This is a genomic window from Pseudarthrobacter sp. NamB4 (genome assembly GCF_005796185.1).
In the GTDB taxonomy this organism is placed as follows: Bacteria; Actinomycetota; Actinomycetes; order Actinomycetales; family Micrococcaceae; genus Arthrobacter.
The window spans coordinates 34015-60248 of sequence record NZ_VAHM01000021.1; the positions used below are offsets into that span (position 1 = coordinate 34015).

At 62.6% G+C, this 26234-nt stretch carries 25 protein-coding genes; 11 read left to right on the forward strand and 14 right to left on the reverse strand.

Translation table 11 applies throughout. The features are described 5' to 3' along the window. Positions 1-41: 41 nt before the first annotated feature. Positions 42-899 (forward strand): prephenate dehydratase, encoded by an 858-nt coding sequence (locus tag FDW81_RS16615; RefSeq protein ID WP_138135317.1) that lies wholly within the window; start codon positions 42-44, stop codon positions 897-899. Here the strand turns inward: FDW81_RS16615 and FDW81_RS16620 are convergent. Then, positions 881-2791 carry an FAD-binding monooxygenase gene (locus tag FDW81_RS16620; RefSeq protein ID WP_138135318.1) on the reverse strand — a complete coding sequence of 637 codons (1911 nt, stop codon included), beginning with the start codon at positions 2789-2791 and terminating at the stop codon, positions 881-883. The genes FDW81_RS16615 and FDW81_RS16620 overlap by 19 nt on opposite strands. 207 nt (positions 2792-2998) lie before the next feature. Here FDW81_RS16620 and FDW81_RS16625 point away from each other — a divergent pair, with 207 nt between their 5' ends. From FDW81_RS16625 to FDW81_RS16650, 6 genes are read left to right on the forward strand one after another with little or no spacing between them, the layout of a single operon-like run. Next, complete coding sequence (locus FDW81_RS16625; protein ID WP_138135319.1) at positions 2999-4489, forward strand: fumarylacetoacetate hydrolase family protein; 1491 nt, start codon at positions 2999-3001, stop codon at positions 4487-4489. Further along, complete coding sequence (locus FDW81_RS16630) at positions 4482-5165, forward strand: GntR family transcriptional regulator (RefSeq protein WP_138135320.1); 684 nt, start codon at positions 4482-4484, stop codon at positions 5163-5165. The genes FDW81_RS16625 and FDW81_RS16630 overlap by 8 nt, the downstream gene beginning before the upstream one ends. Before the next feature lie 37 nt (positions 5166-5202). Then, on the forward strand, positions 5203-6744 hold the full coding sequence (gene hpaE, locus FDW81_RS16635) for a 5-carboxymethyl-2-hydroxymuconate semialdehyde dehydrogenase (protein WP_138135321.1): 1542 nt from the start codon (positions 5203-5205) through the stop codon (positions 6742-6744). A gap of 43 nt (positions 6745-6787) precedes the next feature. After that, on the forward strand, positions 6788-7891 hold the full coding sequence (hpaD, locus tag FDW81_RS16640) for a 3,4-dihydroxyphenylacetate 2,3-dioxygenase (RefSeq protein WP_138135322.1): 1104 nt from the start codon (positions 6788-6790) through the stop codon (positions 7889-7891). Between the two features lie 3 nt (positions 7892-7894). Then, positions 7895-8680: a 2-oxo-hept-4-ene-1,7-dioate hydratase gene (gene hpaH, locus FDW81_RS16645; protein WP_138135323.1), complete on the forward strand. Its 786-nt coding sequence runs from the start codon at positions 7895-7897 to the stop codon at positions 8678-8680. Further along, the gene (locus tag FDW81_RS16650) at positions 8665-9489 is read left to right on the forward strand and encodes an HpcH/HpaI aldolase/citrate lyase family protein (protein ID WP_171027254.1); all 825 of its coding nucleotides are present in this window, start codon (positions 8665-8667) and stop codon (positions 9487-9489) included. The genes hpaH and FDW81_RS16650 overlap by 16 nt, the downstream gene beginning before the upstream one ends. Before the next feature lie 106 nt (positions 9490-9595). Here the strand turns inward: FDW81_RS16650 and FDW81_RS16655 are convergent, their stop codons facing one another. The 6 genes from FDW81_RS16655 to FDW81_RS16680 form a co-directional block, all read right to left on the reverse strand. Further along, a complete protein-coding gene (locus tag FDW81_RS16655; RefSeq protein ID WP_138135324.1) occupies positions 9596-9829 on the reverse strand; it encodes a hypothetical protein in 234 nt (77 codons plus the stop codon). A 341-nt stretch (positions 9830-10170) separates the two neighbouring features. Beyond that, positions 10171-11082, reverse strand: coding sequence for an NAD(P)-dependent oxidoreductase (locus FDW81_RS16660; protein WP_138135325.1), 912 nt, complete (start codon positions 11080-11082; stop codon positions 10171-10173). 62 nt (positions 11083-11144) lie between these two features. Then, complete coding sequence (locus tag FDW81_RS16665; RefSeq protein ID WP_138135326.1) at positions 11145-12422, reverse strand: TRAP transporter large permease; 1278 nt, start codon at positions 12420-12422, stop codon at positions 11145-11147. After that, complete coding sequence (locus FDW81_RS16670; protein WP_138135327.1) at positions 12419-13000, reverse strand: TRAP transporter small permease; 582 nt, start codon at positions 12998-13000, stop codon at positions 12419-12421. The genes FDW81_RS16665 and FDW81_RS16670 overlap by 4 nt, the downstream gene beginning before the upstream one ends. Before the next feature lie 30 nt (positions 13001-13030). After that, positions 13031-14059, reverse strand: coding sequence for a DctP family TRAP transporter solute-binding subunit (locus tag FDW81_RS16675; RefSeq protein ID WP_138135328.1), 1029 nt, complete (start codon positions 14057-14059; stop codon positions 13031-13033). 278 nt (positions 14060-14337) lie between these two features. Further along, positions 14338-15366 carry a LacI family DNA-binding transcriptional regulator gene (locus FDW81_RS16680; protein ID WP_138135329.1) on the reverse strand — a complete coding sequence of 343 codons (1029 nt, stop codon included), beginning with the start codon at positions 15364-15366 and terminating at the stop codon, positions 14338-14340. A gap of 263 nt (positions 15367-15629) precedes the next feature. Between FDW81_RS16680 and FDW81_RS16685 the strand changes: the two genes are divergently transcribed. The 3 genes from FDW81_RS16685 (at position 15630) to FDW81_RS16695 (ending at position 17934) form a co-directional block, all read left to right on the forward strand. Continuing rightward, positions 15630-17000 carry an NAD(P)H-dependent oxidoreductase gene (locus FDW81_RS16685; protein ID WP_138135330.1) on the forward strand — a complete coding sequence of 457 codons (1371 nt, stop codon included), beginning with the start codon at positions 15630-15632 and terminating at the stop codon, positions 16998-17000. 122 nt (positions 17001-17122) lie between these two features. After that, positions 17123-17434, forward strand: coding sequence for a putative quinol monooxygenase (locus tag FDW81_RS16690; RefSeq protein WP_138135331.1), 312 nt, complete (start codon positions 17123-17125; stop codon positions 17432-17434). After that, positions 17434-17934, forward strand: coding sequence for a gluconokinase (locus FDW81_RS16695; RefSeq protein ID WP_138135332.1), 501 nt, complete (start codon positions 17434-17436; stop codon positions 17932-17934). The genes FDW81_RS16690 and FDW81_RS16695 overlap by 1 nt, the downstream gene beginning before the upstream one ends. A 125-nt stretch (positions 17935-18059) precedes the next feature. On the opposite strand, the gene FDW81_RS16700 is transcribed toward FDW81_RS16695, so the two are convergent. The 7 genes from FDW81_RS16700 to FDW81_RS16730 all read right to left on the reverse strand — a co-directional run bounded on the left by FDW81_RS16700 (position 18060) and on the right by FDW81_RS16730 (position 24797). Next, positions 18060-18971, reverse strand: coding sequence for an amidohydrolase (locus tag FDW81_RS16700; RefSeq protein WP_171027255.1), 912 nt, complete (start codon positions 18969-18971; stop codon positions 18060-18062). 139 nt (positions 18972-19110) lie between these two features. Further along, positions 19111-20190, reverse strand: a complete 1080-nt coding sequence (locus FDW81_RS16705) for an ABC transporter permease (protein ID WP_138135334.1) — start codon at positions 20188-20190, stop codon at positions 19111-19113. Next, on the reverse strand, positions 20187-21083 hold the full coding sequence (locus tag FDW81_RS16710; RefSeq protein ID WP_171027256.1) for an ATP-binding cassette domain-containing protein: 897 nt from the start codon (positions 21081-21083) through the stop codon (positions 20187-20189). The genes FDW81_RS16705 and FDW81_RS16710 overlap by 4 nt, the downstream gene beginning before the upstream one ends. Before the next feature lie 13 nt (positions 21084-21096). After that, the gene (locus tag FDW81_RS16715; protein WP_138135336.1) at positions 21097-21690 is read right to left on the reverse strand and encodes an ATP-binding cassette domain-containing protein; all 594 of its coding nucleotides are present in this window, start codon (positions 21688-21690) and stop codon (positions 21097-21099) included. 19 nt (positions 21691-21709) lie between these two features. After that, positions 21710-22771, reverse strand: a complete 1062-nt coding sequence (locus FDW81_RS16720) for a substrate-binding domain-containing protein (RefSeq protein WP_171027257.1) — start codon at positions 22769-22771, stop codon at positions 21710-21712. A gap of 121 nt (positions 22772-22892) precedes the next feature. After that, positions 22893-23834: a PfkB family carbohydrate kinase gene (locus tag FDW81_RS16725; RefSeq protein ID WP_138135338.1), complete on the reverse strand. Its 942-nt coding sequence runs from the start codon at positions 23832-23834 to the stop codon at positions 22893-22895. Beyond that, on the reverse strand, positions 23835-24797 hold the full coding sequence (locus FDW81_RS16730; protein WP_171027258.1) for a sugar phosphate isomerase/epimerase: 963 nt from the start codon (positions 24795-24797) through the stop codon (positions 23835-23837). It lies immediately after the preceding gene. A 315-nt stretch (positions 24798-25112) separates the two neighbouring features. Here FDW81_RS16730 and FDW81_RS16735 point away from each other — a divergent pair, with 315 nt between their 5' ends. Next, positions 25113-26102 carry a sugar-binding transcriptional regulator gene (locus FDW81_RS16735; protein WP_138135340.1) on the forward strand — a complete coding sequence of 330 codons (990 nt, stop codon included), beginning with the start codon at positions 25113-25115 and terminating at the stop codon, positions 26100-26102. The last annotated feature ends 132 nt before the right edge of the window (positions 26103-26234 follow it).

A 26234-nucleotide genomic window follows, 5' to 3' on the forward strand; every position in this document is an offset into this window, starting at 1 on the left:
CAGTTGGGTCTGCGGGCGCGGGGCGTGAAACGATACGGATCATGGCCTCCAAGATTGCGTACCAGGGTGAGCCCGGCGCCAACTCCAATATCGCGTGCAAGCAGATGTTCCCGGACCTGGAAAGCGTGCCGTGCGCGAGCTTTGAGGACGCGTTCGAACTGGTGGCCAGCGGCGAGGCGGACCTGGCCATGATCCCCATCGAGAACTCGATCGCCGGCCGGGTGGCTGACATCCACATCCTGCTGCCGCAGTCCAACCTGCAGATCGTGGGCGAGTTCTTCCTGCCCATCCACTTCGACCTGCTGGGCATTCCGGGCAGCACCATCGAGGAGGCCACGGAAGTTCACAGCCATATCCATGCCCTGGGCCAGTGCCGCAGGCTGATCCGCGAACACGGCCTTAAGCCGGTGATCGCCGGTGACACCGCCGGGTCCGCGCGTGAAGTGGCCGAGTGGAATGATCCACGCAAGCTCTCCCTCGCTCCCCCGCTCGCCGCGCAGATTTACGGCCTGGACGTGCTCGCGTCACGGGTCGAGGACGACCCTTCCAACACCACACGCTTCGTGGTCCTGGCCAGGGAGAAGGAACTGCCGGCCCGGGCTGAACTTCCCGGACCGGCGGTCACCAGCTTTGTGTTCCGCGTCCGCAACGTCCCGTCCGCGCTGTACAAGGCGCTGGGCGGCTTCGCCACCAACGGTGTGAACATGACGCGGCTGGAGAGCTACATGGTGGGAAATGAATTCGCCGCCACTATGTTCATGGCCGACGTCGAGGGCCACCCCGAGGACCTGCCGCTGCAGCTGGCCCTCGAGGAACTGGACTTCTTCACCACCGAGGTGCGGATTCTCGGGGTGTACGCGGCCGCGGAGTACAGGACTGGTCAGACGGTCAGCGGCTGACCTGAGGCCCTGCGGGGTTTCAGCAGCGGCGCAAAGAACCTGCCCAGGTCCGCCGTGGCGGTGAGTGGCAGGACGTTCGCTACGTACTGGTCCGGACGCACCACCACCAGAACTCCCTGTCGGTCCAGGCCGCGCAGTTCAAAAATGTCCGCCGCAGGGTCCGTACCATAGACCTTTTCGTAGTCCGTGAGCTTGAACGGGCCCACCCGCGGCTTGAAGACCGCCGGAACCGCGTTGATGTCCAGCTCGGTGTGCGGCTGCTGGTAGACCACCTTCACGTCGAACCACGCATCGGGGTCAGCGTCCGACGCCGTTGCGGCCAGCGGCGATTCCGGCGAGGTCGCGAGCCACTCGCCGAGCTTGTCCGTGGCTGAGCCGGTCCCCGGAAGCGACGGGTCCGCGAAGACATAGATCCGCCAGCGCCCGTCGGCCGTTGCATGATGTCCGAGGTGGATGGGGTTGGTGTCTGCGACCCGCACGACGGGAGCTGACTTGAAGCGTTTACCGACCGGGAAGCCCGTGGCGAGGTTCTGGTGGTCGGAACTCGCGACAATCAGGGATGGGGCGTACTGCGTCATGAATCCGGCCGGAAACTCGGCTGTCCGTACATAGAAATCCTCAAGGTCCGACGGGTGCTCGAATTCCTCGGGCTTTTTGGCCATCATTGATGACCATTCCTTGTCGAAGTCGATCAGGTTCTTTGCCACCACCTGGCGTTCCTCCGAATAGGTGGACAGCAGGCTTTCCGGGCTGCGGCCCTCCAGGACGTGCCCGAGTTTCCAGGCTATATTGAAGCCGTCCTGCATGGAGACGTTCATGCCCTGGCCGGCCTTGGCGCTGTGCGTGTGGCAGGCGTCGCCGGTGATGAAGACGCGGGGCGTGCGCGTACCGCGGTCCTGCGGCAGGACGTCGTCGAACCTGTCGGTGAGTCGGTGTCCCACTTCGTAGACGCTGTGCCACGCGACGTCCCGGACGTCCAGCCTGTAGGGGTGCAGGATCTCGTTGGCCTTTTGGATGATCTGCTCGATGCTGGTGTTCCGCACCGCGTGGTGGGTGGCCGGATCCACCTCGCCCAGGTCCACGTACATGCGGAACAGGTGTCCGCCCTCGCGGGGGATCAGGAGGATGCTGCCTTTTTCGCCCTGGATTGCGCACTTGGTGCGGATGTCCGGGAAGTCGGTGACGGCGAGGGTGTCCATCACGCCCCATGCGTGGTTGGCCTGGTCGCCCGCGAGGGTGCAACCGATCGCCTGGCGCACTTTGCTCCGGGCCCCGTCCGCCCCCACCACGTACTTTGCGCGGACAACGCGCTCTTGCCCTTCCTTTGGCCCGGCGGTGTGCAGCAGCGTCACGGTGACGGGGTACTCGCCGCCGTCCGCGACCTCCAGGCTCTGGAACTCGTAGCCGTAGTCGGGCTTCAGGCGGGACGGCGAGTTGGCTGCAAACTCGGCGAAGTAATCCAGCACTCGGGCCTGGTTGACGATCAGGTGCGGGAATTCGCTGATGCCCGTGGGATCATCCACCGTCCGGGCGGTGCGGACGATGCGGCTGCGGTCTGCGGGGTCCGGCTTCCAGAACGCCATCTCCGTGATCCGGTAGGCCTCGGCGGTGATCCGCTCCGCAAAGCCGAAGGCCTGGAAGGTCTCGACGCTGCGCGCCTGTATACCGTCGGCCTGGCCAATCACCAGGCGTCCTGGGCGCCGCTCGATGATGCGGGTGGTGACATTCGGAAACATGGAGAGCTGTGCGGCCGCGAGCATCCCCGCCGGTCCGGTTCCAACAATGAGAACGTCCACTTCCTCCGGTAGCTCCTCGGGTCGATTGAGGCCGACGCCGGCTGCCGGCTTTACCCGCGGGTCTCCAGAGACGTAGCCATGGTGGTGAAACTGCACGGGTTCCTCACTTCATTGTGTGGCTGTCGAGCCAACGAATGTGTTCGATAATAGAATTTTGGTTTCCATATCAGAAAGCACTGCTTCGGCTCAACACTGTACGCCACCTGTGACAGGCACTACAAGAGCGCCTGAAAGGCGCGGGAAGCGGGGGGTTGACGAACCGCAGCGGCAGCAGGATAGTGATCGTATACGATTTCATACCCAATGAGGAGAGTGCTCTTGGAGCAGGTCAATGAGGACACGCTGGCGTCAGCGGGCAAGGTGGTTGCGGTGCACATCAACTACCCCAGCCGGGCTGCGCAGCGGGGACGCACGCCGTCGCAGCCCTCCTACTTCCTCAAGCCCTCCAGCTCCCTGGCGGTGAGCGGCAGCCCCGTGGAGCGCCCAGCGGGCTGTGAGTTGCTGGGGTATGAAGGCGAGATTGCGCTGGTCATCGGCAAGGCCGCCCGGCGCGTCGGGATTGAGGACGCGTGGAGCCATGTTGCCGCCGTGACGGCCAGCAACGACCTTGGAGTCTACGACCTGCGCTACGCGGACAAGGGCTCCAACGTCCGGTCCAAGGGCGGTGACGGGTTCACTCCGGTGGGCCCGGCCCTGATCCCGGCAGACGCCGTCGACCCCGCAAGGCTGCGGATCCGCACCTGGCACAACGGCGAACTGGTCCAGGACGACACCACGGAGGACCTGCTCTTCCCGTTCGCCCTGCTCGTGGCGGACCTGTCCCAGCTGCTCACGCTCGAGGAGGGGGACATCATCCTTACCGGTACCCCGGCCGGCGCCTCCGTCGCCAAGCCGGGGGATGTCCTGGAAGTTGAGGTTTTCGCCGGTGAACTCACCACGGGCCGGCTGGTCACCACTGTGGAGGAAGGCACGACGCCGTTCGCGGACTTTGGTGCCCGGCCCAAGGTTGATGACCTGCAGCGGGAGGAGGCATACGGTTCCCGCGAAGCGGCCGGACTTCCCGCTCTGGCAAGTGCCGCCGTCGCAACTTCCCTCTCGCCGGAACTGAAGGCCAAGCTCGAGTCTGTCGCCACCGCCACCCTCTCCGCCCAGATGCGCAAGCGCGGCCTTGACAACGTCAGCGTCGACGGCCTGCAGGCCACCCGGCCGGACCGCCGCGTGGTGGGCCTGGCCCGGACCCTGCGCTACGTCCCCAACCGCGAGGACCTCTTCAAGACCCACGGCGGAGGGTTCAACGCCCAGAAGCGAGCCATCGACTCCGTCAATGAGGGCGAAATCCTGGTGATGGAGGCCCGCGGCGAAAAGGGAACCGGCACGGTGGGTGACATCCTCGCCCTGCGCGCCCAGGTGCGTGGCGCCGCGGCCATCATCACCGACGGCGGCGTCCGGGACTACACCGCGGTGGCCGGGCTGGAAATGCCCACGTACTTCGCCAACCCGCACCCTGCCGTACTGGGCCGCCGGCACATTCCGTGGGATACGGACATCACCATCGCCTGCGGCGGCGCCACCGTCCAGCCCGGCGACATCATCGTCGCCGACGCCGACGGCATCCTGGTGATCCCGCCGGCCATCGCGGAGGAACTGGTGGAGGACTGCATCCAGCAGGAAAAGGAAGAAACCTTCATCTTGGAGATGGTCAGGGAAGGCAACAGCGTGGACGGCCTCTACCCGATGAACGCCGAATGGCAGGCCCGGTACAAGGAATGGGAAGCAGGCAAGACTGATGACTGAGGCAGCCCTCACCGAACTGCCCGCCGCGGCTCCCGGCAGCAAGTCCGAACAGGCGTACCAGGCAGTCAAGGGCCGCATCGTCGAAGGCACCTACACCCCCGGCTACCGGCTGGTCCTCGGCAGCATTGCCAAGGACCTCGGCGTCAGTGTGGTGCCGGTCCGGGAAGCCATCCGCCGGCTCGAGGCTGAGGGCCTGGTGAAGTTTGAACGCAACGTCGGCGCCACCGTTGCCGGGATCGATCCCACGGAATACCTCTACACCATGCAGACCCTCAGCATCGTGGAGGGTGCCGCAACGGCGCTGTCCGCCCCGCTGATCGATGCCGTGGCGATTGCCCGCGCGAGGGCAATGAACGAGGAGATGCGCGAGTGCCTGGACCACTTCGATCCCGTCCGATTCACCAAACTCAACCAGGACTTCCACAGCGTACTGTTTGAGCACTGCCCCAACCCCCACATCCTGGACCTGGTGCACCGCGGCTGGAACCGACTGGCCGCACTCCGCTCCTCCACGTTCCGCTTCGTTCCCGGCCGCGCCCGCGACTCCGTGGAGGAACACGAGAACCTGCTCACGCTCATTGAAATTGGAGCCGGCGCCGACGAGATCGAAAAGGCCGCCCGGCTGCACCGCTCCGCCACCCTGGACGCCTACCTCCGGCAGACCAACAACCTCTGAACTCCCTCAGCAGCACCCGAGCAGTAAGGAAACAACAATGACGTTCACTGCAGAACAGGCCGCCACGCATTACGTGCCGCAGGACCTTCCCACCCACCTCCAGCACTACATCAACGGCAAGTTTGTTGACTCCGTGGGCGGCAAGACCTTCGATGTCCTGGATCCGGTGTCCAACCGGAACTACGCCACCGCCGCGGCTGGCCAGAAGGAGGACATCGACCTCGCTGTGGCCGCCGCCCGGGAAGCCTTCGTCAACGGACCCTGGCCGAAAATGAAGCCACGCGAACGCGCCCGCGTCCTCAACAGGATCGCCGACGCCGTCGAGGCCCAGGAAGCACGGCTCGCCGAACTCGAAACCTTCGACACCGGCCTGCCCATCACGCAGGCCAAAGGCCAGGCGCTGCGCGCGGCTGAAAACTTCCGCTTCTTCGCGGACCTGATCGTGGCGCAGTTCGACGACGCCATGAAGGTCCCCGGCTCGCAGATCAACTACGTGAACCGGAAGCCGATCGGCGTCGCAGGTCTGATCACCCCGTGGAACACCCCGTTCATGCTTGAGTCCTGGAAGCTCGCCCCGGCCCTGGCCACCGGCAACACGGTGGTCCTCAAACCGGCCGAGTTCACCCCGCTGTCCGCTTCACTGTGGGCCGCCATCTTCAAGGACGCAGGCCTTCCCGACGGCGTCTTCAACCTGGTCAACGGCCTGGGCGAGGAAGCCGGGGATGGCCTGGTAAAGCACCCGGACGTTCCGCTGATCTCCTTTACCGGCGAGACCACCACCGGCCAGACCATCTTCCGGAACGCCGCCGCCAACCTCAAGGGCCTCTCGATGGAGCTCGGCGGAAAGTCCCCCTGTGTAGTGTTCGCCGATGCGGACTTGGACGCCGCGATCGATTCGGCCCTGTTCGGCGTCTTCTCCCTCAACGGCGAGCGCTGCACCGCCGGCTCCCGCATCCTGGTGGAACGTGCCGTCTATGACGAGTTCTGCGAAAAGTACGCCGCCCGGGCCAAGAAGATCGTGGTTGGCGACCCGCACGATCCCAAGACCGAAGTCGGCGCCCTGGTCCATCCCGAGCACTACCGGAAGGTGGCATCCTACGTGGAGATCGGCAAGTCCGAAGGCCGGCTCCTGGCCGGCGGCGGGCGACCGGACCACCTGCCCGAAGGCAACTACATCGCACCCACCGTGTTTGCCGACGTCGCGCCTGACGCCCGGATCTTCCAGGAGGAAATCTTCGGACCCGTCGTGGCCATCACCCCGTTCGATAACGACGACGAAGCCCTCGCCCTGGCGAACAACACCAAGTACGGCCTGGCCGCCTACATCTGGACCCAGACCCTCACCCGGGCGCACAACTTCTCGCAGAATGTCGAAGCCGGGATGGTGTGGCTGAACAGCCACAACGTCCGCGACCTGCGCACCCCGTTCGGCGGAGTCAAGGCCTCAGGCCTGGGCCACGAGGGCGGTTACCGCTCCATCGACTTCTACACCGACCAGCAGGCCGTCCACATCACGCTTGGCTCCGTCCACACTCCCAAGTTCGGCAGCATCGAAGCCGCCGCCGCCAACGAGGGCTAACCCCTTACTTACTGAAGAACCTGCTCAAAGAAGAGAGACCACCATGACCACCCCATTCACCGGCCCAATCCCCACCCCCACCGTCCCGGCACCGGACATCGTCCGCTGCGCCTACATGGAAATCGTGGTCACCGACCTCTCCAAGTCACGCGAGTTCTACGTGGACGTCCTGGGCCTGCACGTGACCGAGGAGGACAACAACGCGATCTACCTGCGCTCCCTGGAGGAGTTCATCCACCACAATTTGGTGCTCCGCAAGGGCCCGGTCGCCGCCGTCGCCGCGTTCGCCTACCGGGTGAAGTCCCCCGCCGAAGTGGACGCCGCCGAAGCCTACTACCGCGAGCTGGGCTGCCGGGTGGAGCGGCGGAAGGACGGGTTCACCAAGGGCATTGGTGATTCCCTCCGCGTTGAGGACCCCCTGGGCTTCCCGTACGAGTTCTTCTATGAAGTGGAGCATGTGGAGCGCCTCACCCAGCGCTACGACCTCTACTCCGCCGGTGAACTGGTCCGCCTGGACCACTTCAACCAGGTCACCCCCGACGTCCCGCGCGGCCGCGCCTACCTGGAGGATCTGGGCTTCCGCGTCTCCGAGGACATCAAGGATGCCGACGGTGTCACGTACGCGGCGTGGATGCACCGTAAGCAGACCGTGCACGACACCGCGCTGACCGGCGGGAACGGCCCGCGCATGCACCACATCGCGTTCGCCACCCACGAAAAGCACAACATCATCCAGATCTGCGACAAAATGGGCGCCCTGCGCATCAGCGACCGGATCGAACGCGGCCCCGGCCGGCACGGCGTCTCCAACGCCTTCTACCTCTACATCCTGGACCCGGACGGGCACCGCATCGAGATCTACACCCAGGACTACTACACCGGCGACCCGGACAACCCCACCATCACCTGGGACGTTCACGACAACCAGCGCCGCGACTGGTGGGGCAACCCCGTGGTCCCGTCCTGGTACACCGAAGCCTCCCTGGTCCTGGACCTCGACGGCAACCCCCAGCCCGTCATCGAACGTGAAGAAAAGAGCGAGATGGCTGTCACCGTCGGCGCCGATGGCTTCTCCTACACCCGGAAGCCGGGCGAGGGAGCGGATCCTGCGGACCGCACCGGTTTCAAGCTCGGAGCGCAGGTCTAAGCCATGCTCGAGCCGAAGACGATCGAGGCCATTGCGGATGAACTGCTGGAAGCCGGCCGCACCCGCACTCCTGTTCCGCTGCTAACTGCCCGGCACCCGGAAATGACGGTGGAGGACTCCTACGCGGTGCAGCAGCTGTGCCGGCGCCGCAACGAGGAAGCCGGCCGGACCCTGGTGGGGCGGAAGATCGGCCTCACGTCCAAGGCCATGCAGGACGCCACCGGCATCACCGAACCGGACTATGGCGCGATCTTTGACGACATGGTCCTCGAAACCGGGTGTTCGGTGCAGTGGGACCAGTACACGCATCCGCGGGTGGAGGTGGAGCTGGCCTTCGTTTTGAAGGACGGGCTCAAGGGCCCCGGCGTCACGATCTTCGATGTCCTTAAAGCCACCGATTACGTGGTTCCGGCCCTCGAGATCCTGGATTCGAGGATCGAGATGAAGGGCCGGACCATCGTGGACACCATCTCGGACAATGCCGCCATGGGTGCCATGGTGATCGGCGGCCGGCCGGTGAAACCGGACGCCGTGGACCTGCGCTGGGTGTCCGCCATCCTCTACAAGAACCAGACCGTGGAGGAAACCGGCGTGGCCGCCGGCGTCCTGGACCACCCCGCCAACGGCGTCCACTGGCTCGCCAACAAGATCGCCGCCCACGGGGATTCACTAAAAGCCGGGGACATCATCCTCGCCGGATCCTTCACCCGACCTCTCTGGGTCTACAAGGGTGACACGGTCCATGCCGATTACGGACCTTTGGGGGCGGTAACATGCCGCTTCGAATAGAAGACACCTTCCGCGACGCCCTGCGCGCTCAACAGGGTGAAGCGGGCCGGCCGCTGGCCGGGATGTGGGTGTGCTCGGGCAGCCCCCTGGTCGCCGAGCTCTGCGCCGGATCGGGGCTGGACTGGCTGCTGGTGGACGCCGAGCACAGCCCCAACGGGCTCGAATCCATCCTCGCCCAGCTCCAGGCCACCTCCGCCTACCCGGTCCACACCCTGGTGCGCCCACCGGTAAACGACACCGTAATCATCAAGCAGTACCTGGACCTGGGCGTGCAGAACCTGCTGATTCCCATGGTCAACTCCGTCGCCGAAGCCGAAGCCGCAGTCGCCGCCACCCGGTACCCGCCGCAGGGCGTCCGAGGTGTCGGTTCCGCCCTGGCCCGCGCCGCGCGGTGGAACCGGGTCCCGGACTACCTCGCCCGGGCCAACGACACCATCAGCGTCACCGTCCAGATCGAATCGACCTCCGCCGTCGAGGCCGTTGAGGACATACTGAAAGTCGACGGCGTCGACGCTGTCTTCATCGGCCCGTCGGACCTCGCCGCGTCCATGGGCCTGCTGGGACAGCAGGAACACCCCGAGGTGCGCGCCGCCGTCGAACACTGCCTTACCGTTGCACGTGCCGCGGGGAAGCCCGCCGGCGTGAACGCCTTCAACCCTGACACCGCCAGGCACTACCTCTCGTCCGGTGCCGACTTCATCCTGGTGGGGGCCGACGTCGCCCTCCTGGCCCGCGGTTCAGAAGCCCTTGCCGCAAAATACATTCCGCACCCAGTGGCTGAGACAGCGGAAACCAGGACGAGCTACTGAGTTTCGGGACGGTTGGCTTCAAAGCCGTGGCCTGAGCCAGGTACAGCAAAGGCGCCCGCCGGCTCTCCGTTCGGAGGGTTGGCGGGCGCCTTACTGCGTGTATGCGCTAGCCGACGCGGGTGTAGCTGATTTCCGTCTCACCCATCGGAGCAGAGTGAATGGTTACATAGCTGCCCTGGGCTTTGTTGCCGCTGCCGGTTGCCGCACCAGGCACGGTGACGTAGTTTCCCTCGGCCGGGCGAGCGACGTCCACGTTACCGGGCAGGGTGACGTAGCTGTTCCGGCGCGTGGCGCTGTGCGTAGCTTTATGGTTTGTGGGGCGTTCGATGAGCAAGGTCATGGGGTTCTCCTCGTGGTTCGCGGAAGGGGCCGGCCGTGCCAGATGAGTGCCTGGAATTCTTTCCGCTTTGGGGCGGAGGTGGCGGAGCTGTACCGGAAGCGGGCGGCCACCGGCGTTGCTGGAGCGGGCACTGTTCACCCGCCACGCACTCAAGGGCTGCGGTGGCCTGGTATTAACTCTACGGGCTTAATTTGAGCTTTTCATAATAAGGTGGGCGATCTCACGCATGACGCTACGGCAGCCTTGACCTGCCACGCTTGGCATCATCTTGAGAGAGCCTTCGTTATCGGCGTTGAGAGCTGGCCGCAGAAGGGGTACTTTGGCACTTTTCGGGAGGGTTTTCAGGTCTCAGTTAGAGCTCTGTTGCGCTGAGCAAGGGTGCGGAGGATTCCTGTGTGGTCAAGGGCGCCGTCGCCCCGCGCGATCATATCCTCGAAGAGATTCTGGATTACCGTGCTGAGGGGTAGCTCCAGATGTGCTGTTCTAGCCGCCCCCAGCACGAAGTTGAGGTCCTTCAGCTGGTTTTGGGCGCTGCCGCCACCTGTGAAGTCGCCGTCAATCCATCTGTGCCCTTTTTGGCGCAGCACCTCGGAGTCGGCCAGCCCACCCCGAAGCAGTTCAAGCATCACCGATGGATCCAGCCCCCCGCCGCGCGCGAGAAGCATGGCCTCGGAAACTGCCGTGACCGTGCCGGCGACCACGATTTGGTTGCAGGCCTTGGCCAGTGCGCCCGAACCTCCCGAACCCATGTGCCGGATGGTGCTGCCCATGAACTGAAACGCCGGGGTAACCGAGCTAAACGCGTCCTCGTCTCCGCCCACCATGATGCTCAGGGTGCCGTTTTCGGCGCCCACGGTGCCGCCACTGACGGGGGCGTCCAGGACTCGGACGCCGTGTTCGCGAAGTATCCGTTCGCCAAAGGCCGCCACTGCCCCCGGCGAGACGGTCCCGTGCACGACGAGTATCGGCCGGGCAATGCCCCGGGCTGTCCATCCGGCTATCAGGCCCTCTTCTCCCGGAAGCAACAATTCGACGTGGCTTAGGTCCGGCAACACGGTGAGAACGATGTCGGTGGCCGCCTCAAAAGGTGAGGTCGCAACGCGGGCGCCCAGGTCCACCAAGGCTTCGGCCTTTGAAGCAGTCCGGTTCCAGACTGTCAGCTCACCGTAGCCCTTCAGCAGCCGGCGCGCCATGGGTTCCCCCATCGGCCCTAATCCCATCAGGGCAAGCGCTGGGTGGTCATGTTCAGGCATTGGGGATCCTTTAGGGATTAGGGCGTGCAGGTACGTGTGGGATAGCGAACTGAGGGCAGGCGTTACTGGTTGGTCAGGAGATCAGACGGCCACAGGATGAGCTGCGGGAAGATGGCCAGCATGACGACGGCAACCACCATGACCACGTAGAGCGGCACCGCGGCCTTCACGATCTTCTCCATCGGCAGCCCGCTGACATAGGACGCCGCGAACAGGCAGACCCCGACAGGCGGCGTGACCAGGCCAACGGCAAGGGCGGCAACGAGGAAGACGACGAAGTGGATGGGATCCACACCGGAAGACACGGCGGCAGGCATGAGCACTGGTGTGCAAAGCAGGATGGCTGCGACTTTGTCCATCACGGTTCCGATGATGATCAGGATCAGGCCGATAAGTAGCATGACGATGGTGGGGTCAGTGCTGACACTCAGCAGCCAGCTGCTGACCTTTGCCGGCAGCCCGTCAATGGTGAAGATGTAAGAGGCGACGCCGGCGATCATGGCGATGAGCAGGATGGTGCCGGTGGTGAGGCCGGCGTCCACGATCATCCTGGGCATCTGGCGCCACTTCATGTCCCGGTAGACGTAGACGCCGACCAACAGGCTGTAGAAGACGGCGACCGCGGCCGCTTCCGTTGGCGTGACGAGCCCGCTGAACATGCCCACCAGGATGATCACCGGGCCGCCCATGGCCGGGATTCCCCCGAGGACGATCCTAAGGCCCTTCTTAAAAGGCGTCCTCGAGACCTCGCCGTAACCATGGCGTGCTGACAGGAAGAAATTCACAATCATCAGGACCAGGATCAGGACAATGGACGGTCCAAATCCTCCCGCCAGTGCCGCGCCTACCGAGACGTTCGCGGTCGAGGCGGCGATGATCATGAGGATGCTGGGCGGTATCAGTGAGGACAGGGTAGCGGTGACCATGGTCATGGCGGCCGCATAGGGCCGCGGATACTTGTGGTCAGTCATGGCCTTGATCTCGATCTTGCCAAGGCTGACAATGTCGGCAACTGAGGAACCCGAGATGCCGCCGAAGATCGCGCTCGATGCGATGTTCACTTGGCCAAGGCCGCCACGGAAGCGGCCGAAGATGACTTCGGCGCCCCGGAAGATGCGGTCCGAAATACCCCCTCCGGCCATGAGGTTGCCGGCCAGGACGAACAAGGGGACAGCAACCAGCAGGAAGCTGTTCATGGAACTCATCATGGACTGCGGCAACAGGTCGAGGGGGATATCGAAGATCAGCAGCGTGGCGATGACGCCAATGCCGAGTGAGACTGAGAGCGGAACGCCCAGCAGCAGCAGGAGGAGGAAAATGCCCAGCAGGGTCAGGCTCATGCGATCATCTCTCCTTCGAGAATCCTCTTACGCATATACGGGGAGAAATAGACGGTCGTGATATGGGCGACGATGGCAAGTGCCGCGCTGATCACAAGGGGCAGGGTTACCAGGAACATCTTCAGTCCAAGGGCAGGACTGGACTCTCCGGCGGCGTACTGCTGCAGCATCAGTTCCCACGTCTTGTAGATCAGGACACTGAAGAACACGGTCCCGCAGATGGCGTAGAGATGCATGCTGACTTGCTTAAGCCAGGCTGGTCCCCACGCCACCGCGAAGTTCACCCGCGGGTGCACGGCGGCGCGGAAGCCTGCTGCCATCCCCAGGAAGGTGGTGTCCATGAACAGGAAACGGGTCAGTTCCTCGGTCCAAGGCAGCGAGGCTCCCATCTGCCGGCTGACCATCTGGGCAGCAAGGCTGAGCAACATCGCGCAGATTCCGACGAACAGGAGAGCATCCACGGCCTTCCAAATCAGACCATGGGGTTCCGATACTTCGCTTACCGGAACCACCGTGATGCTGTCTCCGGCCGCCTGGTTTTCGGTCCCCCGGGTGGAGGTGGTTTTATCATCATGCACTGAACTCGTCTCCTGCACTGGACCAGTCACTTACCGTCCGAGGAATTCGAGGCTTGACTGGACGAATTCCTTGCCCACCTTGTCCTCAAGCTCGGGGTAGACCGTCTGCGCTGCAGCCTGGAACTTCTCCTTGGCTTCAGGCGTGAGCTCGTTGATCTTCACGCCCTCGCCCTTCAGCTTGTCGAGGGTTTTGGCGGCTTCGTCGGTGTCGTACTTTGTCTTGAAGTCAGCGGTCTCGTCTGCAGCTTCCTGCAGGACCTTCCGGGTGTCCTCATCAAAGGAGTCCCACTTCTTCTTGCTGAACCCGAGGACGAAGGCGTCGGAGATGTGGCTCGTCAGGGAGAGGTAGTCCTGCACTTCGAAGAACTTGTTGTTGACTGGAACTTCCAGAGGGTTTTCCTGGCCGTCGATGGTGCCAAGCTGCAGGGCGGTGTAAACCTCTTTGAAGTCCATCGGCGTCGGGTTGGCGCCCACTGAGCCAAAGAACTTTACCCAGAGGTCATTCTGCGGTACGCGGAGCTTCAGGTCCTTGAAGTCCTCGGGCTGGGTGATGGGACGCACCGAGTTGGTCGTGTGCCGCGGAGTACGGGTCAGCATGGACACGCCCTTGATGCCCAGCTTGTCCAGCGAGCCCAGCAGTTCCTTGCCCGGCTCGCCTTCGAGGTACTTGGTGACCTCCTCCGTGTCCTTGAAAAGGTAGGGAAGGCTGATGGCATTCATCTTCGGCTCGAAGGACGCGTATACCGAGGTGGACATGATGGTCGAGTCCAGCGTGCCGTTTCCAAGCAGGTTGACGGCTGCGTTCTGGTCCCCGCCAAAAAGGGTGCCGTCGGGGAATGTCTCGACCTTGACCTTGCCGTCGCTCAACTCGGCAACCTTATCGGCGAAGTGCTTTGCGGAGACGCCCATGGAAGAGGTTGCGGGGTCGCCGAGGCCGAGGCGGACCGTCGTGCTGGGCGCGCCGGCGCCGGCCGCCCCGCCCCCGCCGCAACCGGTGAGGGCAGTAGTAACGGTGAGTGCAACGGCCACCACTGTGGCGGCCAGGGTGCGCTTTGGCATCTGATTCTCCTTTGAATGCTTGCTGGTTCCTGGCTATCAGGACAGGGGTACTGATGCTTCGATAATGGCGGTGGTTAAGGCAGCCTGGGCTGGGCGGATATGGGCGAGAAGGGCTGCTCTTGCTGCTTTGTCGGACCCGCTTGCCCAGTGCCTTGTAAACGCGGCGGTGCTCGCGCAGGCTGCCTTTCCGCAGTCAATCATCCCGAAGTGGAACCGGTACACTTTTCTACCACAGGCGGGCGCGGCTGTAAACCGTAAGGAGCGAATGCCACCTTGGATTACTTCGCTAACTGCAGGCGGGCCACGCTAGACCGTTCGACAAGTTCGGCGGCTACGCGTATGACACTGGGTTTTCCCGACGTTTTGCCCTGCGTGTTGGACAAAGCGAGCTGCACGGAATGCCGGGCGAGCAGGTCTATGGGTTGCCGGACGATTGTCAGGGCCGGTGTCACGAGTTCGGTCCAAGGTGAATCTTCAAAGACGATGACGGACAACGTCCCGGGGATGTCGATTCCGGCGTGCGAAAGGCGTCGCAGAACTTCGGTTACCTGGGCGGTATTTGCCACCACCAAAGCGGTGGGCGGCTCCTCGATGCTGAGCAGCGCCGACGCTGCATCTCCTCCCGCCGGCCCTCGGAACGCCGCGTGCCGTATGAGGAGCTCATCCTGCTCCAAGCCAGCTGTTTCCAGGGCTTGCCGATAGCCGGCAATCCGGTCCCTTCCGGTAGTGGAGGAAGCCGGCCCGGAGATGATCCCGATGCGGCGGTGGCCGTGCGCTGCGAGCATCGCTGTAGCGGACCGGGCGGATTCAAAGTTGTCGATGCTGACAACATCAACTTCGGGGAGTGACGGTATTGATCGGTCGACAAAAACCACCTCAGTGCCCAGATCCTGGAGCTGCTTCCAGATGGCCAGGTTATTGCCGGTCGGGGTCGCGATAATCCCGCTGACCCGGCGTTCGATCAGTGTCGCCAGACGTTCTGACTCCAGCTGGTCATCCTCCTGCGTGGTCATCAGCAGCACCTGAATTCCGCGTGAGTGTGCCTCCTGCACCACTTGGTCCGCGAGTCGGGCGAAAAAGGGGTTGGAGACATCGGCGAGCAGCAGCCCCAGCGTCGTAGGCGGGCCGTACTTGAGCTCCCTGGCTGCCGTGCGGGGGTGATAGCCGAGGTTCTTCATCACGTCGTTTACTCTGCCGCGGGTAGCTGCCGCGACGGGACCTGACCCAGGGTTCAGCACCCGGGAGACGACTGCAACGGACACCCCTGCCGCCTGGGCAACATCGCGGATGGTCGGTTGTTTCTGCATGCCTACTCCTTGCCTCCTTGCCTGGCACCCCCGTGGACATCCGGGAACCTGCTTTCAGCCTAGGGCTTGACCTCGGGCCTGCCCCTGTGACATAAAAGTGTACCGGTTCCACTTATGTTACCTTAGTTCGGTCCCGCTCGCTCTGCAGCGTCACTGCCAACGGCGGCAAGCCGCAAGGTGAAAGTAGAGCCCAAAGCTGCGGTTGATCTCAGACCAGCCCGCATCCCTTCCGGAACAGCGCCGTATCCCTTGAAAGGCAACCCATGAATCTGCACCATCTCTTGACCCAGCGCGAAGCCGACGGAGAACCCATCCGGGTCGGCCTGGTCGGCGCCGGACGCTACGGGACGATGTACCTGGCCCAGGCAAACAACATTCCGGGCATCCACGTCGTCGCCATCGCAGACATTAACGTCAAGCGTGCTGAAGGTGCTTTCGAACTCGTTGGATGGCCCAAAGACCAGATCGCCCCCGACATAGCAACTGCCCTAAGGGACCGCTCAACCGCGATCGTGGCCAACGCTGACGAGCTTTTCGACGTCGACATCGACATCATCGTCGAAGCCACCGGCAACCCCATCGTTGGTGTCAGGCACGCGCTGCGCGCCATCGAAACGAAAAAGCACATCATCATGGTCACGGTTGAAGCCGACGCGCTGGCAGGGCCCGCTCTTGCCAAGCGGGCAGAAGCAGCCGGTGTCGTCTACTCAATGGCATACGGCGACCAGCCGGCCCTCATCATGGAACTTGTCGATTGGGCCCGCACCAGCGGATTCGACGTCGTTTGCGCCGGCAAGGGCGCCAAATTCCTTGAGCACTACCACGAGATGAACCCCGACAACGTCTGGGAGAACTGGGAGTTCTCCAAGGAACTCACCGACTCCGGGCAGCTGAACCCCAACATGCACACCTCCTTCCGCGACGGCACCAAAGCCGCCATCGAAATGGCCGCAGTCGCCAACGGGGCAGGATTGGTACCCTCTGACACCGGGTTGACGTTCACGCCGGGAGACGTTGAGGAAATCGCCTCAATCTGCCGCCCCGCCGAGGTTGGAGGAGCCCTCGCACACGAAGGGACCGTCGACGTCATGTCCAGTGTCAACCGCGACGGCACCTGGATCCCCCACAACACCCAGGAAGGCGTTTTCGTCGTCGTGAAGGCCACGAACGCCTACGTCTCCGGCTGCTTCAACGAATACCCCTGGCATCCGGACCCCACCGGCCAGTACGCCGCCCTGTACCGCCCCTACCACTATGTCGGCCTGGAACTGAACGTATCCATCGCCAACGCCGTCCTCCGCGGAATCCCCACGGGTTCACCCATCGGATTCTTCGGCGACGTTGTCGCCACAGCCAAAAAAGACCTCAAGGCCGGTGAATTCCTCGACGGCGAAGGCGGATACACCGTGTGGGGCCAACTCGTTTCCGCTAAGCACTCCGTCGCTACCGGCGCTCTGCCGGTCGCGCTGGCCCACCACGTGGAACTACGCAATGACGTAACCAAGGGCGGGATCGTCCGCTGGGAAGACGTCATCATGGACGACTCGCTCGCCCAGGCCCTCGAACTGCGCCGCGAAACCGAAGCCCTTGCCCTTGCCCTTGCCCTTGAGGAAAACCTCGCCGCTCGCAGCTAAATCTGAAGAACACCCTGCGGATGTTCGGCGCGGACCGACGACTTTAGGCGTCGGTCCGCGCCGGGTCCCCCAAAACCCTCCCACGCCCTCAAAGGCACCCGTAACACTAGGAGAACCCCAACATGACCATCGTCGTCACCGCTGCTTTCAGCCCGAAGGAAGGCGCCTTCGACCAGGTCGTCGCCGCCCTCTCCCCCGCAATCAGCGAAGTGCACCAGGAACCCGGCTGCCTGCTCTACGCGATCCACGAAGCCCCCAACAACCAGATCCTCATGATCGAGAAATGGGAATCAGCCGAGCTGCTCGACGCCCACGGCAAAGGTGAACCAGTTAAACGCCTGAACGCCGCCCTGGACGGCCTTTTGGAAACACCTGTTGTAGTGACCCGGATGACGCCTATCCCCGCAGGAAACCCACGGCAAGGAATCCTCTAGTGCACAGCCCCCTTGTCGTTATGGGTGTGTCAGGCTCCGGCAAGACTACGGTGGGCGCTGCCCTGGCAGCCCGGCTCGGAGCAACCTTCAAGGACGCTGACGGCCTTCACCCCTTGCCGAACGTCGAAAAAATGACAGCTGGCGTACCGCTCACCGATGAAGACAGATGGCCCTGGCTTCGCCTGGTAGGTGCGGAGCTTTCAGCTCCCCATGAACAAGGGATTGTCGTTGCCTGCTCAGCGCTCAAACGCGCCTACAGGGATGCCATCCGCGCGGCTGCTCCTTCAACAACCTTCATCCTGTTGAACGTGAACACACTCGTGTTGGAAAAACGGCTGGTCCAGCGCCCGGGACACTTCATGCCTGCAGCCCTCCTCGCCTCGCAACTGGAAACCCTCGAGCCACTGGAAGCAGACGAGGCGGGAATGAGCCTGACCTCTGAGGACGGCGTTGGAGAGACCATGGAGCGAATTTTGGCAGGCTTGGTGCCGCCGCGGTAGTGTCTCCCGCACGGGTTGCTCCGCAACCCAGCCAGCACAAAAGGCCACCTCATCAGCTGTTTGGATGAGGCGGCCTTTTGGCCTTTGTTTCCCATGCCTTCTATCGCAGCGGATGCCCTTTTCGGCTAAGTGGGCAGACCGGAGAGGCCAATGCGATAGATTTTTCTTGCTGTTTCGGCAAATAGGTCCCCGCGTTCGCCGTCCGTCATGTCCGCGGTTATGTCGTCGAAGGCGGTGTAGAGCGCGGTGAAACTGGAGTAGAGGCTGTCCACGGGAAAGTTGCTTCCGAACATTGTGCGGGACGGGCCGAAGACCTCAATGGTTTCCAGAATGATTGGCCGTATGGACGCCGTTGTCCAGGAGTGGTCGTTGGTTCCCAGCGCGGAGATCTTGGTGACTACGTTTGGCTGCTTCGCCAGCTTTTCCATACCAGCCCGCCAGTTCCGGAGGGAGGCCGGGTCTCGGTGAATGGGCATCGCTGCGTGGTCCAGGATGATGGTTGTGTCTGGATGGTTGGCGGCCAGGTGTGCGGCTTGGTCCAGTTGGTCCGGAAAGATCTGTAGGTCAAAGGACAGGCCCAGGGACGGCAGATGGGCGAATCCAGCCAGCCAGCCGGGGTCGGTGATCAGGTCCGGGCGGGAGGTATGGGTGTAGCGGTGGTCCGGGTGCCAGTTGAGGATGTCCCGTATTCCCCGTATCGATGGGATGGCAGCAAGCCGTTCCAGTCTGGGCAGCACTCCCGGATCGGCCAAGGAAGCCTTCGCCACGTGGACCGAGGGCAAGCCGCCGCCGTCATGTACATTCTGGATCCACTCCGCTTCCCAGAATGGGTCCTCGGCGCCGTTCTCGATGTGGACGGAACCGGCGACAGTGAATTCCCGGGCGTCGGCCAGGTAATCCTCAATGAGGTAGTCCCGCCTCAGTGGGCGGTCGTCTCCATGGTAGCGAAACGGTTCTGCCGGGCCCTGCAGCCAGGGGTAGGAGCGGGAGAAGTCACACAGGTGGTGATGGGCGTCGATAATTCCAAAATCGAGCAACGTGGCTCCTCCTGTAGCTCTTTGCCGTTTATGAGTGACCGGCAGAGCCGGCAGCGGCGGCAGCTGACTTTGGCTGCCGCCGTTACCGGCTCTTGTTCATTCGTACCGTCTCCTTCAGGCGGCTACAGCCGATTCCGGGTCACGCCGTGGCTTCTTTCTGTGGTTCTGACTTTCTTTTCTTCAACAGCGGCCATCCCTTGCTTCCCTGGTCCAGGGCGACGGCGATGACGACGACGAGACCGGTGACGATCTGTTCATAGAAGCTGGGGACGTTGAGCAGTACCAGGCCGTTGGTGAGTGCCCCGAGGATCAGGGCTCCGACCAATGTGCCTGCGATCCGTCCTTCGCCGCCCATGAGGTTGGCTCCGCCTATCACGGCCGCGGCGATCGCGGTCAGGAGGTAGGGGCTTCCGGCATCGGTTTGCGCTGCATTGATTCGGGCAACGATTACCAGTCCGCCCACTCCTGCGAGTACACCGGAGAGGGCGTACACGGCGATTTTGACTCTGTCAACGCGGACACCGGAGAGCCAGGCCGTTTCTTCACTGCCCCCGGTAGCGATGACGTTCTGCCCAAATACTGTCCGGCGGAGCAGCAGCCAGCAGAGAATCGCGAGAACCGCCACCAGGATGACCGCGACAGGGATGCCACCGACGTAGCTGTTGAGCATGAACACAAAGTCTTTGGGGACGTTGTAAACCGGGCGCCCGTTCGTAACGACGTATGCGAAGCCTTGGTAGATACTCATGGTGCCGAGGGTGGCAATGAACGGCGGGAGCTTTAGTTTGGTGATTAGCAAGCCGTTAATGGCGCCGCAGACCAGACCCAAGGCGATGCCGGCGAGCAAGGCAAGGAAGGGTGAGGTTCCGGCATTGACCATGAGGGTGGCAGTAACGATCCCAACGAAGCTCGCGATGGACCCGACCGCGAGGTCGATACCGCCCGTGATGATCACGAACGTAATGCCCAGCCCGATGATGGCGTTGACGCTGGCTGAAACGGCGATGTCGCGAAGGTTGCCGGAAGTGAGGAAGTTGGGATTCAGCAGTCCGAAGATCAGGAAAATGATCACGGCTGCCATGTAGATGCCGAACGCCTGGAGGTTCAGCGTGCGCCCCTTGTGTAGCTTTCCGGGGATCGAAGCGCCGGGCCGCGGAGCCGCAGGGGTCGTCCGGCTGTCCTGGGCCGGTTCATTCTTGGGCAGCGTGGGCTGGCTCATGTCGTTGTTCTTTCTGCGATGCCCATGGCGTTGGCCACAAGGCTGTGTTCATTAATGTCGTCGCCGGTGTGCTCGGAAACAAACTGGCCCTGGCGCATCACCTTGACCCGATCGCTGAGGGAAATGATCTCGGGCAGGTCTGAGGAGACCACGATTACTGCGCTTCCGGCATTGGCCAGCGCGTCGATGAGTTCATAAATTTCGACTTTGCCGCCGACGTCTACGCCCTTTGTGGGTTCATCAAAGAGAAACACCTTGGTGTTGCGCCATGTCCACTTGGCGATAACGATTTTTTGCTGGTTACCGCCGGAGAACTGCCGGGCATTGAGGCGCACATTAGCGGGCCGGAGCGACATTCGCGCAGCGGCCTCCTCCGCGGCGGCGATCTGCTTCCGCACACTGATGATGGGCCCAAAGCCGTTGAACTGCCTGTCGGCGGTGAGTGCGACGTTGAAGTAGGCAGGAACCTGCAGTACCAGGCCCTGGTGCTTGCGTTCTTCGGGGATAAAGGCGATCCCGGCGTTTCGGCTGTCCCGCGGTGAGCGGATCCTGCGCTTTTTTCCGTCGACGCTGACAGTGCCGGCGCTGCCCTTGCCCGCCCGGATGATGGCCCGGAGGAACTCGGTACGGCCTGATCCGACCAGGCCGGCGATCCCCAGAACCTCGCCGGCCCGGACGTCCACGGAAAGGGGACCGCCACCGGTGGGGTGGCTTACCCCTGAGGCTGAAAACAGGACCGGAGCCCCTGGCGGGACCGGGTGCTGCCGTTTGAATGACAGCAGCTCCCGGCCCACCATGTTCCGCACGATGTCCTGCTCGGAGGTCTGCGCTATCGGCTGGGTGTAGTTCACGGTGCCGTCGCGCAGAACCACCACCTTGTCGGAGATGCTCATGACCTCGGGCATCTTATGTGAGACGTAGATGATACCCACCCCGCGGGTGTGGGCAATTCCGCACCCGGTTCAGCACGCCTTCGACGTTGTGTTCCAGCATGCTGGTGGTGGGTTCGTCGAGGGCCACGATCTTGGCGCCGAACGCCAGCGCCCTGGCGATGGTCAGGGCGTGCCGTTGGGCCGGGCTCAGCCCCCGTACGGAGGCTTTGGCGTTGAGCGGGAACCCCATCTGGGCGACGTCCGCCAGCGCCTGCTCGATGTCTTTGCCGGCGTCCCGGCGCTGACGGGATGTACGGCCCAGTACGAGGTTTTGCTCCACGGTCAGCTGCGGAACGATGGCCGGTTCCTGGTGGGCGATTCTCACCCCGTCAGCCAGTGCCTGGCGGGGTGTGAAGTGCTGCCGTACGGTGCCCTCAATGATCACGGACCCGTGGTCCGGGACGAGGGAGCCTCCCAGAATGGCGAGCAAAGTGCTTTTACCCGCCCCGTTTTCGCCGGCCAGTGTGCAAATCTCTCCGCGTTCCAAGGTGAAGCTGACATCGTTTAGAGCACGGACTCCGGGGAATGACTTCGCGATATTCTGCAGTTCAAGCAGCGGTGTAACCATGATGGGCGTCGTTTCTGCCTTACGGCATTCCGGTCGGGTACTCCCCGACGTTCTCAGAATCGATGATGAAGGCCGGAACGTCGATCCATGCGGGAACCTCTTTGCCGGCCATCAGCCAAAGAGCTGCGTCCACGCCGCTGGCGCCTTCGGTCACCGGCTGTTCACTGACAGTGGCGGTCATGTTGCCGGCCTGGATTTCCTTCTTGGCCTGGGGGATTCCGTCGGTACCTACAAGCACAACCTTGCCCGTGAGGTTCTTGGCTGCGATAGCGGCTGCGACTCCAAACGCCATGCCGTCATTCTGGGAATAGAAGGCTTTGATATCGGGGTTTGCCGTGAGCATGGCAGTCGCGATCTCCTGCGCCCTGGTTTGATCCCACTTGGCAGTCTGGGAAGCGACCAGCTCAAGGTTCGGATGCTTGGCGAGGCCATTCTTGAACCCTTCGCCACGGTTCAGTGCATTGGATGATCCTGGGTCGCCTTCGATCATGGCGACCTTACCGCCCTCGGGCAGCTTGGATGCGATGTAGTCAGCAGCCGTTTCGCCGATCGTCAGGGCGTCGGGACCGACGTAAACACTGCCGGGGATATTGCCCTTGGCGTCATTCAGGATGACCACAGGCACATTCTGCGCCAGGGCGTCGGTGAAGACCGTGTCCAGTCCCGTCGCCGAAATTGGCGAGGCAAGCAGGGCGCTGCAGCCTTGGTTGGCGGCACTCTTTGCCTTGTCCAGCTGTTCGGTGATGGAGGATTCGTCAGTTACATCGAAAGTCTGGTAGTTGACGCCGAGCCTCTTGGCCTCAGCCTCGAAGCCGTCCCGCTCAAATCCCCAAAACTCGTTGGACAGCGTCCGGGTGATGTAGCAAAGCTTCGTGTCGGCGGCCGGAGCTGCCGGTTCCCCCAGGCTGGCCTTTACATCCTTAATCGGTGTCTTCGCCGCAGCGTCAACAAGGCTTACCAGATCACCGGATTGGGAAGGCTGGCCGGCAGGCCCGTCAGGGGTGGCACTGCAGGCTGCGAGCATTGCGACTGCCGCCGTGGCGGCGAAAAGCTGTGTAGCAGCGCGAGGGATTCTAGTCATTGTGATAGTTCCTTTCATCTTTGGAAGGCCCGCGTTATGCGGCACTCTTGCTGAATTCTGTTGCGGTGGGGATGTGGGGTCCGCAACGGTTTCGTGCTTTTTGGCTGGTCCAGCTGGTCGGCTAGTGGCCAACTGAGGTGTTGGCCAGGGAAATTTCCATGGCATCCTCGATATGGCGGACGTCAGCAGGTGTCAGGAAGGATTCAGGCCGGCCGCAAACGAGCCTGCCTGCCTCATTAGCCGCCCGGAGGCACAAGGGAAACGGATGGCCGCTGGCCATGGCCAGAACCAGGGTTCCCAGGAAGCTGTCACCTGCACCGACAGAGTTGATGACCCCTGTCGGTTCGACTTCCGCCTGCACAAAGTCATCTCCGTGCAGGGCCGCCGCCCCGCCGCTGCCCAGTGTCAAGACAGGAGTCTTGGCACCGGCTTCCCGCAGAGCGGTCAGAAGTACCAGGACGTCGGTGTTGAGTGGGACGTCCAGGACGTGGCAGGCCTCGCGGAGATTTAGAACGACGATGTCCGCAAGCCGAAGTAGCGACCTTGCCTCTGCACATACCGGCGAGAGGTTCAGCACAACTGTCGAGCCGAGTTCCCGGAATCGGGTGGCGGCCCGCTTGACGGTGGGAAGGGGCACTTCGAGGTTCAGGACCACGAAGGCCGGAGGTTCATGGGTTTCAAGGTAGCCGTCGATGTCCGCCGGGGAGAAATTTCCGTTAGCTCCAGGGACAACGACGGTGTCGTATTCACCTTGGGGATCGACTCTGACATGCCCCACGCCCGTGTGGGTCTGCTCATCCCGGATGATTCCCTCGGTGCTGATCCCCCGTTCGTGCAAGGCATTGACGATGAAGGTTCCCAGATCATCGGATCCTACGCGCCCCACGAGGGTAACCGTCGGATCCACAGCCGCAATGCTCATCGCGGCGTTCAGGCTCTTGCCGCCCGCGGCCATCTCAAAGTTGTCCCCAGTGACGTAGCCGGCAGTGCTGGCTTCTACGCCAAGGTAGGCAATGAGGTCCGCGTTCACCGATCCGACGACGCAGACACCTGTCGGGGTCACCTAGACACCCACTGCTTTTGACCACAGCACGGATGATGAGTGCAGAGCGTCCCCGCTGGGAAGGTCCGGATGCTCCTGCACCAATTCACGGGCCTTCTCGATGATGGTGCCCATCCGTTCAATGTTCATTTCACACTCGGCAACGGGGTTCTCGCGTACGGGATCGGTGTCGAAGTAGTACGTTCCCTGGTAGCCCTCGCGGAGCAGATAGTACACAAGTTCCAGTGTTTCCGCGAAGTGTATTGACGCTACCACCAGGCCGTCGTCAGCTACCCCGTGGGAATCGTTAAGTTGCAGGCCGAACAGTTTTTGGTCCCGCAGGCACATTGCAGCCGATTGTGACGGGTTCTCACGGGCCATCAGCAGGTGCCCGAAGTCCAGCGTGACGCCAAGGTTCGGGCGGTCACAGTCCTTGATGAGATTCATGACGGCGCCGGTGGTGTTAAGAATGGTTCGTCCACGCGGTTCCGCCGGCTTGTACTCGATGGAGATGCGGATGTCCTGGTCCACGTCAGCAACCGTCCGCAGGCTTTCCACCATCCAGCCCCACGACTTCATGTAATCCATCTGGAGCGGGTATTCGTACCCGTCATGCGCGGGCCACAGCAGCACATGGTCGGCGCCGAATTCCCGACAAAGGCTGATGGCTTCCTTGACCATTCCAACTGCCGCCTCCCGGACGGCGGGATCGGGATTAGTGAATCCCCCGTTGGCAAACTGGGGTGCCGGCCAGCGCAGCTGGATGCCGCGCACGTCCAGTTCGGCCTTTTCCAGAGCCGCTTTGATGTCCTCGACTGAATCAGTTTCGAAGTGCTCCGGGTAGTTCAGCTCAAGGGTGGTCAGGCCCTTGACGCTGCCGGCAATGGCGATCAGGTCGATTACCGAATCCTCGCCACTGGGGTACTTCTTTCCCTTGCCCAAGGCAAAGGAATTGAGGCGGGTGGCGTACTTAATGTCTGTCATTGCACTTCGCTTTCGATCGTGAAAACCACTCGGTCCACAGGGACGGCGATCGAAATTCCTGACGGAACTTCGGCTCTGAAGTTGGGCTGGTGTTGGAAGTCTATGAGGGACCAAGCCCAGAAAGGATGGCAGAATCATTTTTGGGGCCAAGATTTTTCACTACTGAATATCCATTCACTACTGCCCTTGGCGCTTGCTGGCTGGTACCTTGACCACGTTCCGCCTGAGGCAGGCAAGGTCCGTTGACGCAGCGGGATCTCTGAAAGATATTCGCGCCTGCATAATTATTCAGAAGCTAGACGAAAGTGACGAATTATGACGCAGCTCACCGAACCGTCGTCCTTGCTGTCGGTCAGCACCGAACAACTTCGACTCTTCACAAAGATTGCCGTGCTGTACCACGAGGAAGGCCTGTCCCAAGGTGACATCTCGCAGCGACTGAATCTCTCCCAGGCAAGGGTGTCGCGCTACCTCAAGAACGCGGTGGACCTGGGAATCGTGCGGACATCGATTGTCCAGCCAGCGGGAATCTACGTCGGACTTGAAAAAGCCCTCGAGGAGAAGTACCAACTCCGCGAAGTTGTAGTGGTGGACGTCATGGACGGCGCCTCACTCGGAATGCGGCTGGGCTCGTCCGCTGCCACCTACCTGGAAACCACAATCGAAGCCAACGACTACGTAGGGATTTCCTCATGGAGCACCACCCTCCTGCACACCGTTGAAGCCATGCGCTCACGCCCCAGAAAAATTGCCAATGAAGTAATCCAGCTCATCGGCGGCGTAGGCAGTCCCCAAGCCCAGATGCAGGCCAGCCGCCTGGTCTCCCATCTCGCGGAACTCACTTCCGCCAAGCCCTACTACATGGGATGCCCCGGCCTCGTCGCCAATCAGCAGATTCGGGAGGCGTTCCTCGGGGATCCAGCAGTGGCCGCATCGGTAGAAGCATGGGAGCGGCTGACGACGCTGCTGGTAGGAATCGGAACATTCCCCGCCTCACCACTCTGGCAAGCCAGCGGTAACGCCCTAAGCAGTGCAGAGGAAGGGGAATTATCGCGGGCGGGGGCTGTCGGCGAGATCTGTCTACGCTTCTTTGATATCAACGGCGTGCCCATGAAACCCGCCATCGAAGAACGGGTTATATCCATTGACGCCGAGGCCATGATGCAGGTACCCCGCCGCGTGGGTGTAGCCGGCGGCATGGGCAAACTGGACGCTATCCGCGGTGCCGTAACCGGCGGGTGGATCAACGTCCTGATTACCGACGCCGACGTGGCCAGACAGCTCCTGGAACGACCACAGTTGTAAATTTGCAGTCACGAAGCCTGTCGTGGCGGGCGAGGTCAGCACCGGCCATCCTGCCAGCGAGGACCGGATCAGCAGGGAGGCCGCCCACCAGTACCTGTGCCAACTCGTAGCTTGGCTGATGCCTGTCCACGA